Annotated in this window: 14 protein-coding genes; 6 read left to right on the forward strand and 8 right to left on the reverse strand. The window is 64.7% G+C overall.

Annotation, left to right across the window (positions count from 1 at the left end; genetic code table 11):
* Positions 1-32: 32 nt before the first annotated feature.
* The 4 genes from A7Q26_RS02570 to A7Q26_RS02585 are packed head-to-tail and all read right to left on the reverse strand — an operon-like array spanning position 33 to position 3,362.
* Entirely contained in the window at positions 33-803 is a 771-nt protein-coding gene (locus tag A7Q26_RS02570; protein ID WP_066856075.1) for an ABC transporter permease, read from the reverse strand.
* Positions 800-1,732, reverse strand: coding sequence for an ABC transporter ATP-binding protein (locus A7Q26_RS02575; protein ID WP_066856078.1), 933 nt, complete (start codon positions 1,730-1,732; stop codon positions 800-802). The genes A7Q26_RS02570 and A7Q26_RS02575 overlap by 4 nt, the downstream gene beginning before the upstream one ends.
* Before the next feature lie 59 nt (positions 1,733-1,791).
* Complete coding sequence (locus tag A7Q26_RS02580) at positions 1,792-2,421, reverse strand: class I SAM-dependent methyltransferase (RefSeq protein ID WP_066856081.1); 630 nt, start codon at positions 2,419-2,421, stop codon at positions 1,792-1,794.
* Positions 2,422-2,459: 38 nt separating this feature from the next.
* Positions 2,460-3,362, reverse strand: coding sequence for a LysR family transcriptional regulator (locus A7Q26_RS02585; RefSeq protein WP_066856084.1), 903 nt, complete (start codon positions 3,360-3,362; stop codon positions 2,460-2,462).
* Between the two features lie 106 nt (positions 3,363-3,468).
* On the opposite strand from A7Q26_RS02585, the gene A7Q26_RS02590 reads away from it, so the two are divergent.
* The 5 genes from A7Q26_RS02590 to mmsB are packed head-to-tail and all read left to right on the forward strand — an operon-like array spanning position 3,469 to position 8,361.
* On the forward strand, positions 3,469-4,968 hold the full coding sequence (locus tag A7Q26_RS02590; protein ID WP_066856087.1) for a CoA-acylating methylmalonate-semialdehyde dehydrogenase: 1,500 nt from the start codon (positions 3,469-3,471) through the stop codon (positions 4,966-4,968).
* 4 nt (positions 4,969-4,972) lie between these two features.
* Positions 4,973-5,212 (forward strand): hypothetical protein, encoded by a 240-nt coding sequence (locus tag A7Q26_RS24995; RefSeq protein ID WP_198162809.1) that lies wholly within the window; start codon positions 4,973-4,975, stop codon positions 5,210-5,212.
* On the forward strand, positions 5,209-6,351 hold the full coding sequence (locus tag A7Q26_RS02595) for an acyl-CoA dehydrogenase family protein (protein WP_066856091.1): 1,143 nt from the start codon (positions 5,209-5,211) through the stop codon (positions 6,349-6,351). The genes A7Q26_RS24995 and A7Q26_RS02595 overlap by 4 nt, the downstream gene beginning before the upstream one ends.
* 29 nt (positions 6,352-6,380) lie before the next feature.
* Positions 6,381-7,448 carry an enoyl-CoA hydratase/isomerase family protein gene (locus tag A7Q26_RS02600; protein WP_066856093.1) on the forward strand — a complete coding sequence of 356 codons (1,068 nt, stop codon included), beginning with the start codon at positions 6,381-6,383 and terminating at the stop codon, positions 7,446-7,448.
* A 7-nt stretch (positions 7,449-7,455) separates the two neighbouring features.
* Positions 7,456-8,361 carry a 3-hydroxyisobutyrate dehydrogenase gene (gene mmsB, locus A7Q26_RS02605; protein ID WP_325230173.1) on the forward strand — a complete coding sequence of 302 codons (906 nt, stop codon included), beginning with the start codon at positions 7,456-7,458 and terminating at the stop codon, positions 8,359-8,361.
* A 143-nt stretch (positions 8,362-8,504) separates the two neighbouring features.
* Here the strand turns inward: mmsB and A7Q26_RS02610 are convergent, their stop codons facing one another.
* The 3 genes from A7Q26_RS02610 to folE all read right to left on the reverse strand — a co-directional run bounded on the left by A7Q26_RS02610 (position 8,505) and on the right by folE (position 10,867).
* Positions 8,505-9,284, reverse strand: coding sequence for an enoyl-CoA hydratase-related protein (locus A7Q26_RS02610; protein WP_066856303.1), 780 nt, complete (start codon positions 9,282-9,284; stop codon positions 8,505-8,507).
* A gap of 141 nt (positions 9,285-9,425) precedes the next feature.
* A complete protein-coding gene (locus A7Q26_RS02615) occupies positions 9,426-10,265 on the reverse strand; it encodes an SDR family oxidoreductase (RefSeq protein ID WP_066856099.1) in 840 nt (279 codons plus the stop codon).
* Positions 10,262-10,867, reverse strand: a complete 606-nt coding sequence (gene folE / locus A7Q26_RS02620; RefSeq protein ID WP_066856101.1) for a GTP cyclohydrolase I FolE — start codon at positions 10,865-10,867, stop codon at positions 10,262-10,264. Before folE ends, A7Q26_RS02615 begins: the two co-directional genes overlap by 4 nt.
* Before the next feature lie 149 nt (positions 10,868-11,016).
* Between folE and A7Q26_RS02625 the strand changes: the two genes are divergently transcribed.
* Entirely contained in the window at positions 11,017-11,595 is a 579-nt protein-coding gene (locus A7Q26_RS02625) for a nucleotidyltransferase family protein (protein ID WP_066856105.1), read from the forward strand.
* Positions 11,596-11,598: 3 nt separating this feature from the next.
* Here A7Q26_RS02625 and A7Q26_RS02630 read toward each other — a convergent pair whose 3' ends face one another.
* On the reverse strand, positions 11,599-13,269 hold the full coding sequence (locus tag A7Q26_RS02630) for an MFS transporter (RefSeq protein ID WP_066856108.1): 1,671 nt from the start codon (positions 13,267-13,269) through the stop codon (positions 11,599-11,601).

Raw genomic sequence — 13,269 nt, forward strand, 5'->3', positions numbered from 1 at the left:
ACGGGGGCGCGACAAGCGCCCCGCCCTACCCCTCACTTCTTCAGCCGATACCCTGTCCGGAACATCCAGCCGATGATGGCGAGACAGACCGCCAGCATCCCTGCGACGAAGATCAGGCTGAATTCGATTCCCACGTCGCCCCGGCCGAAGAAGGTCCAGCGGAAGCCCGAGATCAGATAGACGATCGGGTTGAACAGCGTGATGGTGCGCCAGGGTTCTCCCAGCATCTGGACCGAATAGAAAGCGCCGCCCAGAAAGGTCATCGGCATGATGAGCAGAAGCGGGATCACCTGCAACTGCTCGAAGCTCTGCGCCCATATGCCCAGGATGAAGCCGAACAGGCAGAAGCTGACCGCGATCAGCACCATGAAGGCGACCATGGCGAAGGGATGCGCCACCGGCACATCGACGAAGAGATGGGCGGTCAGGAATATGATGCTCCCCACGATCAGCGACTTGGTCGCCGCCGCGCCGACATAGGCGATGATCGTCTCGGTCGCCGATACGGGCGCGGAGAGCAGTTCATAGATGGTGCCGGTGAATTTGGGCATGTAGATGCCGAAACTGGCGTTGAAGATGCTTTCGGTGAACATCGACATCATGATGAGGCCGGGCACGATGAAGGCGGCATAGGGAATGCCGTCCACCTCCGTCATGCGCGACCCGATCGCGCCGCCGAACACGACGAAATAGAGCGAGGTGGTGATGACCGGCACGAGCAGTCCCGTCAGCAGCGTGCGGCGGAAGCGGTGCAGTTCGAAACGATAGATGGCTGCGATGGCGCGCAGATTCTGGAGGCTCATGCGGCCTTCTCCTGATGGACCAGACTGACGAAGATATCCTCCAGACTGCTCTGTCGCGTATTGAGATCCTTGTAGCCGATGCCGAGGTCGCCCATCCGACGCAGCAGTGACGACACACCCGTCCGTTCCGCCTGGGTATCAAACACATATTCGATCTCATGGCCATCGGCGCCCAGCGCCACGCCCCATTCCGCGAGTTCGGGCGGAACAACGCCGATCGGTTCGGCCAGCACCACGGTCAGCGTTTTCTTGCCCAGCTTCTTCATGAGGGCGGTCTTGTCCTCGACCAGCATCAGTTCACCCTTGTTGATGACACCCACCCGGTCGGCCATTTCCTCCGCCTCCTCGATATAGTGGGTGGTCAGGATGATGGTGACGCCGGTCTGGCGCAGCTCGCCGATCAGCGTCCACATGTCCCGGCGCAGTTCCACGTCGACGCCGGCGGTCGGCTCATCGAGAAACAGGACGCGCGGTTCGTGGCTCAGCGCCTTGGCGATCATCACCCGGCGCTTCATGCCGCCCGACAATTCCAGGATCTTGCTGTTGCGCTTGTCCCACAGCGATAGGTCGCGCAGCACCTTCTCGACATAGGCGTCATCGCGCGGCTTTCCGAACAGACCGCGACTGAAGTTCACAGTGTCGATGACGCGCTCGAACTGGTCGGTGGACAGTTCCTGCGGCACCAGGCCGATCGCCCCGCGCGCACCGCGATAGTCGCGCACGATGTCATGTCCGGCCACGATCACGCTGCCGCCGGTCGCCCGCGCAATGCCGCATATGATGGAGATCATGGTCGTCTTGCCCGCGCCGTTCGGCCCGAGCAGCGCGAAAATCTCGCCTTCCTCGATAGTCAGGTCGACGCCCTTGAGAGCTTCGAAGCCCGACGCATAGCGCTTCGTCAGGCCGTTGATTTCAATGATGGATGCCATGGATGGCTCTGCCCCTTTTGCGTTGCCGCAAAGATAGGAGGCAGATTGCGAAGCGCAACCTATTCGCCGCGCCGGAAGAAGCGGAAGACCGTGGCGGGCGGAAAGTTGCGTACCGTTTGCCCGGCACGGACGACGTCCAGGTCCAGCGCGTCCAATATGTCGCGGCTCACCGGAGGGCGCATCGAGTAGGTGAATTGCACGAAGCTGCCGCCCGGCCGCAACATGCGAAAGGATTCGGACAAAATGTCGGCGTGCATGTGACGGTCCATCGCCAGGAGCGGCAGGCCGCTGACCACCGTCTGATATTCGCCGGCCGCGCCCGCCGTCGCGGTGGACACGATCTGCGCCGGCGTTTCCAGAACCGATACATGCGGGAAATGACGGCGAAGGCCGCGCGCAAAGGCAGGGTTGATCTCCACCACCTCCAGCTTTTCGGGCGGAAGGCCGGTTTCCAGGATGGCGCGGGTAAATACCCCGGTGCCACCGCCCAGTTCGAGCACGCGGCCGTCCTGCGGATCAATCTGCGCGACCATCAAGCGAGCTAGATAGCGGCTCGACGGCACTACCGACGCGGTCTGTCGTGGCTTTTTCACCCAGGCGGCGAGAAAATCCAGATATTCGGTCGCGCGCGTGCGAAACTCGCCATTCGGCAGGGCGACCACCCGACTGCGCTTGTGCTTATGCTGCATGGGCGAAATGCGACCGCTCTCTAACCATCACGACTCCCTTAGCGAGGTGAACGGGCCGCGTCGATTGGCTTTAACGTTTCAATACGTTCTTGCAGCCAGTCGGCGACCGCACCGATCCGCGCCAGCCGCCGCAGGTCGCCATGCATGACCAGCCAGAAGCTGCGGGTGATCTCCACTCGGTCGGCCATCAACGGCATCAGGCCAGGATCGCGACGACCGATGAAATCGGGCAGGACGCCGATCCCCGCGCCTTCCGCGATCATGCGTTGTTGCATGATGATGCTGGTCGACCGCAAATTGGCCTCCAGACCCGCCTCCACCTCGTCCAGATAGTCCAGTTCGGGGGAAAAGATGAATTCCGGCACATAGCCGATCAGTGCGTGGTCCCGCAGGTCGGCGGGCTTGCCGGGCCGTCCGACCCGCTCAAGATAGGCCGGCGAGGCATAGAGGTGCAGCCGATAATCGCCCAGCCGCCGCACCGTCAGCCGCCCGCGCTGAGGCCGCGCCAGCATCACCGCCATGTCGGCCTCCCGTTTCGAGGGATTGAGAAAACCCGATGCGGTGATGAGGTCCAGCCTGATCCCCGGATGTCGACGGTTGAAATCCCCCATGCCCGGTGCCAGCACCCAGGTACCGAAACCCTCCGCCACCGACAGCCGCACCTGTCCGCTGAGCTTGCGCTCCTGCCCGCTCATCTGCTCGACCGCCGCCAGCGCGGCGCTTTCGGCCGCCTCGGCATGACCCAGCAATTCCTGCCCACGCGCGGTCAGCAACCGTTCGCCCGCCCCGACCTCGAACAATTCGGTGTCGAGCGCCTTTTCCAGCCGTGCCAACCGCCGCGCGATCGTGGTCGCGTCGATCCCCAGCGCCCGCGCCGCCGGCGCGACCTTGCGCGCGCGGGCCACCGCCAGAAACACCCGCAAGTCGTCCCAATCGAACATGGCACCCCTGTGCTGCATTATTGCAGCGACATCATGCAATAGTCCCCTGTTGCTTGCAATATCGCAAGAACGCTACAAGAGGGCAACCTTAGGAGAGGATAGCCCGATGCGTGAGATTTCGCACAAGCTCGCTGTCGCTCATGCCGCCGCGCCGACGCGCTACAGCGACGTGTTCGATCCCAACAATGGCAGCGTCCAGGCGCGCGTAACACTCGGCGACGCGGCCTTGCTCGACGTTGCAGTGGCCGCGGCGAAGAAGGCACAGCCCGCCTGGGCGATGGTCAACCCGCAGCGCCGCGCCCGCGTAATGTTCAACTTCAAGGCCCTGGTCGAGAAGAATATGGACGAACTGGCGCATCTGCTCAGCTCCGAACATGGCAAGGTGATCGCGGATTCGAAGGGTGACATCCAGCGCGGGCTGGAAGTCATCGAATTCTGCTGCGGCATCCCGCACGTTCTGAAAGGCGAATATACCCAAGGCGCCGGCCCCGGCATCGACGTCTACAGCTTCCGCCAGCCGATCGGCATCGGCGCGGGCATCACGCCCTTCAACTTTCCTGGCATGATCCCGCTCTGGATGTCGGGCGTCGCGATCGCGACGGGCAACGCCTTCATCCTCAAGCCCTCGGAACGCGACCCGTCGGTGCCCGTCAGGCTCGCCGAACTCTTCCTGGAGGCGGGGCTGCCCGAAGGCATCTTGCAGGTCGTGCAGGGCGACAAGGAAATGGTCGACGCCATCCTCGACCATCCGGATATCGGCGCGATCAGCTTCGTCGGATCGTCCGACATCGCCCATTATGTCTACAAGCGGGGCGTCGACAACGGCAAGCGCGTGCAGGCCATGGGCGGCGCCAAGAATCACGGCATCGTCATGCCCGATGCGGACCTCGACCAGGTGGTGAACGACCTCTCCGGCGCCGCCTTCGGATCGGCGGGCGAGCGCTGCATGGCGCTGCCCGTGGTGACTCCTGTCGGCGAGAAGACGGCCATCGCCCTGCGCGAGAAGCTGATCCCCGCGATCGAGGCGCTACGCGTGGGCGTTTCGACCGATCCCGACGCCCATTATGGCCCCGTCGTCACCGCCGCGCACAAGGCGAAGATCGAAAGCTATATCCAGATGGGTGTGGACGAAGGCGCGGAACTGGTGGTCGACGGTCGCGGCTTCACGCTCCAGGGCCATGAGGACGGCTTTTTTGTCGGCCCGACCCTGTTCGATCATGTGACGCCGATCATGCGCTCCTATCAGGAGGAGATTTTCGGTCCCGTGCTCCAGATGGTGCGGGCGGAGAGCTTCGAGGAGGCGCTCGCATTGCCGAGCCAGCATCAATATGGCAACGGTGTCGCCATCTTCACGCGCAACGGCCACGCCGCCCGTGAATTTGCCGCCCGCGTCAATGTCGGCATGGTCGGCATCAACGTGCCGATCCCGGTACCAGTGGCCTATCACACGTTCGGCGGCTGGAAGCGCTCGGCCTTTGGGGACACCAACCAGCACGGAATGGAAGGCGTGAAGTTCTGGACCAAGGTCAAGACAATCACCCAGCGCTGGCCCGACGGGGGAGTGGGCGACGCAGCCAACGCTTTCGTCATTCCGACCATGGGGTAAGGGCTTGGAGGGAGAGGCTCCGCCTCTCCCTGCCTGGTCATTGCGACGTGAACCCATCGACGACACCGGAGCGATGCTGATGCGGGCGCGCCATCAAATCGGACATAATATTGATATAGATGACGCCATGGCGGCGGCTGGCCAGAGTATCGACGCCCGGTTGACGATCCATTCCAACGCCGCGCTAATGGACGCTGGCTTTCGTCACCATGACGGAATTTTTTTCATGGAAATGTCAGCATGACCCAATATGATCTGACCGACGACCAGCGCGCGATCCAGGAAATGGCGCAGCGCTTTACCGCGGACGCCATCACGCCCCACGCCGCCGAATGGGACGAGAAGCATATCTTCCCCCGCGACGCGATCCGCGCCGCCGCCGAACTCGGCTTTGGCGGCATATACGTGTCGGAGGAAGCAGGCGGGATCGGCCTCGGTCGCCTCGAAGCCGCACTCATCATGGAGGCGATGGCCTATGGCTGCCCCTCGACCAGCGCCTTCATCTCGATCCACAATATGGGCGCCTGGATGATCGACCGCTTCGGATCGCAGGCGGTGAAGGACAAATATCTGCCCGACCTGATCCCCATGGCGCGCATGGCGAGCTATTGCCTGACCGAGGCCGGCGCCGGATCGGACGCTGCCGCGCTCAAGACCCGCGCGGTGAGAGACGGCAACCATTATGTCGTCACCGGCTCCAAACAGTTCATTTCCGGCGGCGGGGAGAATGACGTCTATGTGGTGATGGTCCGCACCGGCGAGGATGGTCCCAAGGGAATCTCTTGTCTCGTCATCGAGAAGGACATGGCGGGTGTTAGCTTCGGCGCACAGGAGCGCAAGCTGGGCTGGCATTCGCAGCCCACCGCGCAGGTCAATTTCGACGGCGTGCGGGTGCCGGTGGCCAATCTGGTCGGCGGCGAGGGCGAAGGCTTCCGCATTGCGATGATGGGGCTGGATGGTGGGCGGCTCAATATCGGCGCCTGTTCGCTGGGCGGCGCACAGCGCTGCATCGACGAAACGGTCCAGTATACCAAGGATCGCAGACAGTTCGGCGTCGCCGTGGCCGATTTCCAGAACACCCAGTTCACCCTGGCCGACATGCAGACCGAATTGGAGGCCGCCCGCACCCTGCTCTATGCCGCCGCGGTCAAGGTGACGGACAATGCGCCCGACAAGACCCGCTTCGCTGCCATGGCCAAGCGCTTCGCCACCGACACCGGATCCTCTGTGGTCGACCGCGCGCTGCAACTCCATGGCGGCTACGGCTATCTGATGGACTATCCGATCGAGCGCTTCTGGCGCGACCTGCGGGTCCATTCGATCCTGGAAGGCACCAATCAGGTCATGCGGATGATCGTCGCGCGCGATATGCTGCGGCAATAGTCGCCTTTCCACGGATGTGAGGAGCAGATATGACGGACCAGGTTCTGACCTTGATCGAAAATGGCGTCGGCCGCATCCGGCTCAACCGGCCCAAGGCGATCCACGCGCTGACGCCGGAGATGTGCGCGGCAATCAATGACGCGCTGCTCGACTGGGCGCAGGATGACGCGATCATCGCGGTGATGATCGATCATGCCGACGGACGCGGCTTTTGCGCCGGCGGCGACATCGCGTTGATCGCCAACAGCGCCAGGACGGATTGCGTCGAGGCGGAACGCTTCTTCAGCCTCGAATATCGGATGAACCATCTGCTGTTCGTCTATGAAAAGCCGATCGTCGCCTTCATCGACGGAATCGTCATGGGGGGTGGCGTCGGCATCTCCTTGCCCGCCCGTTTCCGCGTCGCGACCGAGCGCACGACCTTCGCCATGCCCGAAACCGGCATCGGCCTGTTTCCGGACGTTGGGGGCGGCTGGTTCCTGCCGCGCCTGCCCGGCCGCGTCGGCGCCTGGCTGGCGGCGACCGGGGCGCGCATCGACGGGGCGGACTGCGCCGCGATCGGCATCGCCTCCCATTATATCCCCTCCGACCGGCTGGACGCCGTCAAGGCGCGCATCCTGGCCGATCCGCTGGGTCTGGGCGAGATATTGGACGAGAATGTCGCACCGCCCCCGGCATCGAAACTGGAGGCGCACCGCGCGGAGATCGACCGGCTGTTCGCATCCGACAAGGCGGAGGACATCGTCGCCGCCCTGCGCGCCGATGGCGGCGAATGGGCCGCGAGACAGTTGACGGTGCTCGCCACCAAATCGCCCCAGACGATCAAGGTCGCGTTGCGCCAGTTGGTCGAGGGCGCGAGCAAGGCCAGCTTCGCCGACAATATGACAATGGAGTTCGGCCTTGCCTGCGCCATCATCCGCCGCCCCGATTTCGTCGAGGGCGTGCGTGCGGTGATCTTCGACAAGGATAATGCGCCGATCTGGACTCCGCCGACATTGGAGGAGGTCAGCGATACGATGATCGAGGAGATCTTCGCGCCGCTGCCGCCGGAAAAGCAATGGACGCCGCTGCCCGAACTGGCAACCACCCGCGCCTGACACAGAATTGAGAGAGGAAGCCCGGACCATGACCCAGACGATCGCCTTCATCGGCCTTGGCAATATGGGCGGCGGTATGGCCGCCAATCTGCTGAAGAATGGCTATGCCGTGCGCGCCTTCGACCTGTCGGAAGAGGCTCTAGCCAAGGCGGAAAGCCATGGCGCGGTGCGTGCGGCGAGCGCCGCCGAGGCCGTCTCCGGCGCCGATGCGGTGGTGACGATGCTGCCGGCTGGCAAGCATGTCGAAAGCGTCTATGGCGGCGAGGTGTTCGGCGCGGCCAGACCCGGAGCGCTCTTCCTCGACTGTTCGACCATCGACGTCGCCACAGCGCGCCGCGTGATCGAGGCGGCGAGTGTTCAGGGCTTCGAGATGGTCGATGCGCCAGTATCGGGCGGGATCGCGGCAGCCAATGGCGGGACGCTGACCTTCATGGTGGGCGGTGCGGACGCGGCCTTCGCCAGGGCCAGGCCGATCCTCTCCGCCATGGGCAAGGCCGTGATCCATGCCGGCGGCGCAGGCAACGGCCAGGCGGCCAAGATCTGCAACAATATGCTGCTGGGCGCGACCATGGTCGCCACTTGCGAGAGCTTCGCCATGGCGAAGAAGCTGGGTCTCGATCCCCAGACCTTCTACGATATATCGAGCGTGTCGTCGGGGCAGAGCTGGTCGATGACAAGCTATTGCCCGGTCCCCGGCGTGGGTCCACAGACCCCCGCCGACAATGGCTATCAGGGCGGCTTTGCCGTCGGCCTGATGCTCAAGGATCTGAAGCTGGCGACGGAAGCCGCCGCGTCGGTCGGCGCCTCGGTGCCGATGGGCAATGCCGCCGAAGCGCTGTATCAGTTGCTCGCCAACCAGGGAGAGGCCGCGCGCGACTTTTCGCTGATGATCGAGATGCTGGAGGGGAAATAGGCAGACATCTTCCGTTCGCTTCGAGCGGAGTCGAGAAGCGGCCAGCGCTGCGCTTCAGTTTCTCGACACGCTCGAAAGCAACGGAAGTCTAAACCGCTCTCCTGTTCCCGCAAGTGGCGGCGTGATTAAGCCGGTGGCCTAGCCTATCGGCCCTTCCAGACGCCGGGCCGCTTTTCGACGAAGGCGGTCATGCCTTCCTTCTTGTCCTCGGTCGCGGTCAGGATCTGGAACATGCGGCGTTCGGTCAGCAGCCCCTGCGCCAGACCGGTCTCGAAGGCGATGTTGACCATCTCCTTGTTCATCATCGCCGCCATGGGCGGCATCGCGGCGATGGCCGCCGCGGTCTTGAGCGCATCCTCCAGCAAATCCGCGGCTGGAACGACCCGGCTGACCAGCCCGGCGCGTTCCGCCTCGGCCGCATCCATCATCCGGCCGGTCAGGCACATTTCCATGGCCTTGGCCTTGCCCACGGCGCGGGTCAGGCGCTGCGATCCGCCCATGCCTGGCGCCACGCCCAGCTTGATTTCGGGCTGGCCGAATTTCGCCGTGTCACCCGCGATGATGAAGTCGGCCATCATCGCCAGTTCGCAGCCGCCGCCCAGCGCAAAGCCCTGCACCGCCGCGATCCACGGCTTGCGGGTCGCGACGACGCCGGTCTGCCAGCCCGAGAAGAAGTCCTGCAGGAAGAAGTCGGCCGCGTCCTTCTCCACCATTTCCTTGATGTCGGCACCCGCCGCGAACGCTTTTTCGCCGCTGCCGGTCAGGACGGCGCAACGCTGGGTCGGGTCTGCATCATAGGCGGCGAAGGCGGCACTCAGGTCGGCCAGCACATGGCTGTTCAGCGCATTCAAGGCCTGCGGCCGGTTGAGCGTAATCAGCGTTACTGCATCGCGCTGTTCGACCAGGATCGTTTCATAGGTCATCGCCATCTCCCTTTGGCGTTCTCGAATCAGCAGGCCCCGCCGGCTGACCCGGAAAACGCGAACAACAAACTAGTTTGACCACCGCTCTATTGGGGCCGCGCGCGCTTCGCCATCCCCCACCCCCTCGCATTTGTGCCAATGCTAGCGGCAAAGATGCATGAAGTCGCGATCATAGCTTTTGAGATGCGCCCCGCCGTCCACATAGAGTGTCTGCCCGGTGATAGCGCTGGCATTCACCAGATAGAGTACCGCCTGGGCAATTTCCTCCGCCTGGGGCAAACGGCCGAGCGGCATCATGTTCCCCAGTCGCTCCATCTGCGCCTCGTCATAATCGGGCGTCGCGATCGTCAGCCCCGGTGCGACGGCGTTGACCCGAACCCTGGGCGCCAGGCTATGGGCGCTGGTGCGCGTCAGCCCGGCCAGCGCCAGTTTGGACAGGGTGTAGGCGAGTTGGTCGGCGTGGGGATGGTCGATCCGCTGGTCGAGGATATTGACGATGCAGCGATCTCCCACGCCCGCCGGCACGGTCGCGAACGCCTTGGTCAGCATGGTCGGCGCGGCGCAGTTAACCGCATAATGGCGCATCAGGTCGTCTGCCGTCACATCCTCCAGCCTGTCCTGACCGAATATGGCGGCGCTGTTGACCAATATGTCGGGCGGGCGGCCGAAGCGCTCCGCCACCATCGCCACCAACTCCTCCGCTCCTTCGGGATCGGCGAAATCGACGACGAAGCCGTCCCACTCGGTCCCCTCCTCCTCCAGCGTCAGCGCCAGATGGGAATCGAGCCGCGTGTCGTGACTGCCATGGATCGCGAGCGAATGGCCGGCCTTCGCCAGCGCGGCGGCGATGATGCCGCCCAGCCGTCGATGCCCGCCGGTGACGAGTGCCAGCCTCTTCTGCGCCAGCGGCGCACCGATGGGCTTTGCATCGACCCTCGCCCTGCCGAGCGGACGATAGGCAGGCTCTTCCGCTTCGCTCATGAGGCGATGAGCTTCAGCACTTCCTCCCGCGACTTTTCATCATCGCGGAACACGCCCAGCATCCGGCTGGTCTTCATGACGACATTGGGAGTCCGCACGCCGCGCCCTGTCATGCAGCCATGGGTCGCCTCGATCACCACGGCGACACCCTGGGGCTTGAGATTTTCCCAGATGCAGTTGGCGACTTCGGAGGTCAGCCGTTCCTGTACCTGCAGCCGGTTGGAATAGGCGTGGAGGACACGGGCGAGCTTGGAAATGCCCACGACATAGGCGCCGGGCAGATAGGCGATATGGGCCTTCCCCACGATCGGCGCCATATGATGTTCGCAATGCGACTGAAAGGGAATGTCCTTGAGCAGCACGATGTCATCATAGCCGCCCACTTCGTGGAAGATGCGCGAAAGATGATAGGCCGGATCGTCGCCATAACCCCGGCAATATTCGCGCCAGGCGCGCGCGACGCGCTCGGGGGTTTCCAGCAGGCCTTCGCGTTCGGGCGTATCGCCTGCCCAGCGGATCAGCGTGCGGATGGCGTCGCTGACTTCGGCCGGCACCGGCTCCTTGCCTTCGCCGACGGTTTCGGCATCGAGGTCACATGCCATGAACGGGGCCACTCCTTATCCTGTCGGCCCCGCATATGGCGTTTCGTGCCGCCGATGGCCAGTCCCTTTCGGGCCGCTGGACACAAGATCGCCCCGGTGGCACATCAGGCATGATCGGGAACGCAAAAGAATAATGTCCTTCACCAGCCATGCGCACTGAACGTATCGCCGCCGTCCTGCTGGCAGCCGGCAACTCGTCCCGGTTCGGCGAGGAGGACAAGCTGATGGCGGAGCTGCGCGGCAAGCCGGTAGTGGCGCACACGCTGGAAACAGTGGCGTCCATGGCCTTTGCCGAGCTGGTGGCAGTCGTAAGGCCGATCGAGCTGGCGCCGGTCATCCACCGCAAGCTCGACCGGCGCGGCTACACCATCCTGGTCAACGACCAGCCCGAAGAAGGCATATCGGGCAGCATCGTGCGCGCCGTCGAGCATGTGATGCCCAACAACCGGATACGCGGCATCCTCATCTGCCTGGCCGACATGCCCGATGTCCCGCCCAGCCATTATAATCGCATCTGCCTGGCGGCGGAGGACATCCGGTCGGTGGTCGCCAGCACCGACGCCTTCTCCTCCTCGCCGCCGGCCTTTATCGGGCGCAGGCATTTCCCGGAGCTGCTGGCACTGAAGGGCGATCAGGGTGCGCGGGCGCTGCTCAGCCACGGTATCCAGATCGAGACGACCGGCGCGGTCCTGCGCGATATCGATACGCCCGACGACCTGGCAGGCTGAGGTTCAGCTCAATCGGGTGGGATCGGTCAGACCGTCGCCCATTTCCCGCGCATCCGGCGCGCGACTGATCGGCAGCGATCCCGTCTGCCGTTCCAGCCGGCGATGCACGACCGGCGCATCGGGACCGGCGTGCAGCGCATGAATGGCGTCGCTGTTGGCAATATCGGCCACCGTGCGCCGCTGGTTGTGGCGCACATAGTCCAGCCAGGTCGACACATGATAGCGCTCGATCCAGAGATCGGATTCGCCCAGGTCGCGCAGCAGCTGCCAGCCATGGGCTCCATCCCGGCGGCGGATGCGGCGGCGCTCGCTCATCGCGGTCAGGAAGGGGACGATCGATCCAGGCGGGATGCGATATTCGATGGTGATGACGATGGGACCACTGCGCGGCTCGACCGGGACGGCGGTATCCGGCTCGTGCCAGTCGTCGCGCGGATCGAGATTGTCGTTGCCAGTCTGCGGCAGCGGCCGCCACAGGCCCAGCAGGGCCGCGAAGAACTGGGCAGCGGCTGCGGCATAAAGGCCGGTGACGACGCCCTGATGCTCCGCCACCCAGCCGAACAGCCAGGCGCCGCCCGCCATGCCGCCAAAGGCGATCATCTGATAGAGCGCGACCGCGCGCGCCACCACCCAGCGCGGCGCGGACATCTGCACCGACACGTTGAAGGTGGACAGCGCCAGCACCCAGCCGGCGCCCGCCAGCATATAGCCCAGGATCGCCAGCGCCAGCCAGCTGCTCACCCCGGTGAGCGCCGTGCCCAGCGCCAGCGACAAGGCGGCGGAGCGCACGATCCTTTCGATCGAAAAATGCGCGCGCAGGTGACGGCTGGAGAGCGCCCCCAGCACCGCTCCCACGCCGAAGGCGCCGCTGGTCAGGCCGAAGGTCAGCGCACCGCCCCCCAGCAGGTCGCGGGCGACCAGCGGCATCAGCGCCGACACCGCGCTGGCGCCGATGCCGAAGGCGCCCGCGCGCAACAGCACGCGCTTGATCTTCGGCGAGGCGGCGACATAGCCCACGCCCGCCACCATCGCCACGCCCAGTCGCTCGCGCGGCAGCAGCTTGGGCGGCAGGTCCGGCCGCCAGCGCGCCAGCACGACGAGCAGGCCGATATAGGTCAGCGCATTGGTGAGGAATGCAGCCGCCGCCCCGGCCGCAGCGACGATGACGCCGCCCAGCGCCGGCCCGACGCTACGGGCGAGGTTGAAGCCCATCGAATTCATCGCCACCGCGCTCGGCAGGATGGCGCGCGGCACCATGTCACCGACTGACGCCTGCCAGGCCGGTCCGTTGATCGCGGTCGCACAGCCCAGGGCGAAGGTGAAGCCCAGCAGGAGCCAAGGCGTCATCAGCCCCGACCACGCAGTGGCCGCGAGCGCCGCGGAGGTCAGCAGCATCGCGCACTGGCAGGCGATCATCACCTTGCGCCGGTCAAGATTGTCGGCGACCGCGCCGGCCCAGAGCGAGAGCAGCATGATCGGCAGCGTGGTCGCCGCCGGCACCAGCGCGATCAGCAATGGCGATGCGGAGAGCGAGGTCATCATCCACGCCGCGCCGACCGACTGGATCAGGCCGCCGAAATTGGAAGCGAGACTGGCGGTCCAGATGGCGCGGAAAGTTGGGATGGAAAACGGAGACGGCGGCTTTTGGGTCGGGGCTTCGGTCACACTGTCCAT

The organism is Sphingobium sp. TCM1, assembly GCF_001650725.1.
GTDB lineage: Bacteria > Pseudomonadota > Alphaproteobacteria > Sphingomonadales > Sphingomonadaceae > Sphingobium.

Excerpts from the sequence above, each read along its gene's own strand:
- A7Q26_RS02570 (WP_066856075.1), bottom strand. The coding sequence starts at position 803 with ATGAGCCTCCAGAATCTGCGCGCCATCGCAGCCATCTATCGTTTCGAA.
- A7Q26_RS02575 (WP_066856078.1), bottom strand. The coding sequence starts at position 1,732 with ATGGCATCCATCATTGAAATCAACGGCCTGACGAAGCGCTATGCGTCG.
- A7Q26_RS02580 (WP_066856081.1), bottom strand. The coding sequence starts at position 2,421 with ATGCAGCATAAGCACAAGCGCAGTCGGGTGGTCGCCCTGCCGAATGGC.
- A7Q26_RS02585 (WP_066856084.1), bottom strand. The coding sequence starts at position 3,362 with ATGTTCGATTGGGACGACTTGCGGGTGTTTCTGGCGGTGGCCCGCGCG.
- A7Q26_RS02590 (WP_066856087.1), top strand. The coding sequence starts at position 3,469 with ATGCGTGAGATTTCGCACAAGCTCGCTGTCGCTCATGCCGCCGCGCCG.
- A7Q26_RS02595 (WP_066856091.1), top strand. The coding sequence starts at position 5,209 with ATGACCCAATATGATCTGACCGACGACCAGCGCGCGATCCAGGAAATG.
- A7Q26_RS02600 (WP_066856093.1), top strand. The coding sequence starts at position 6,381 with ATGACGGACCAGGTTCTGACCTTGATCGAAAATGGCGTCGGCCGCATC.
- A7Q26_RS02610 (WP_066856303.1), bottom strand. The coding sequence starts at position 9,284 with ATGACCTATGAAACGATCCTGGTCGAACAGCGCGATGCAGTAACGCTG.
- A7Q26_RS02615 (WP_066856099.1), bottom strand. The coding sequence starts at position 10,265 with ATGAGCGAAGCGGAAGAGCCTGCCTATCGTCCGCTCGGCAGGGCGAGG.
- folE (WP_066856101.1), bottom strand. The coding sequence starts at position 10,867 with ATGGCATGTGACCTCGATGCCGAAACCGTCGGCGAAGGCAAGGAGCCG.
- A7Q26_RS02625 (WP_066856105.1), top strand. The coding sequence starts at position 11,017 with ATGCGCACTGAACGTATCGCCGCCGTCCTGCTGGCAGCCGGCAACTCG.
- A7Q26_RS02630 (WP_066856108.1), bottom strand. The coding sequence starts at position 13,269 with ATGGACAGTGTGACCGAAGCCCCGACCCAAAAGCCGCCGTCTCCGTTT.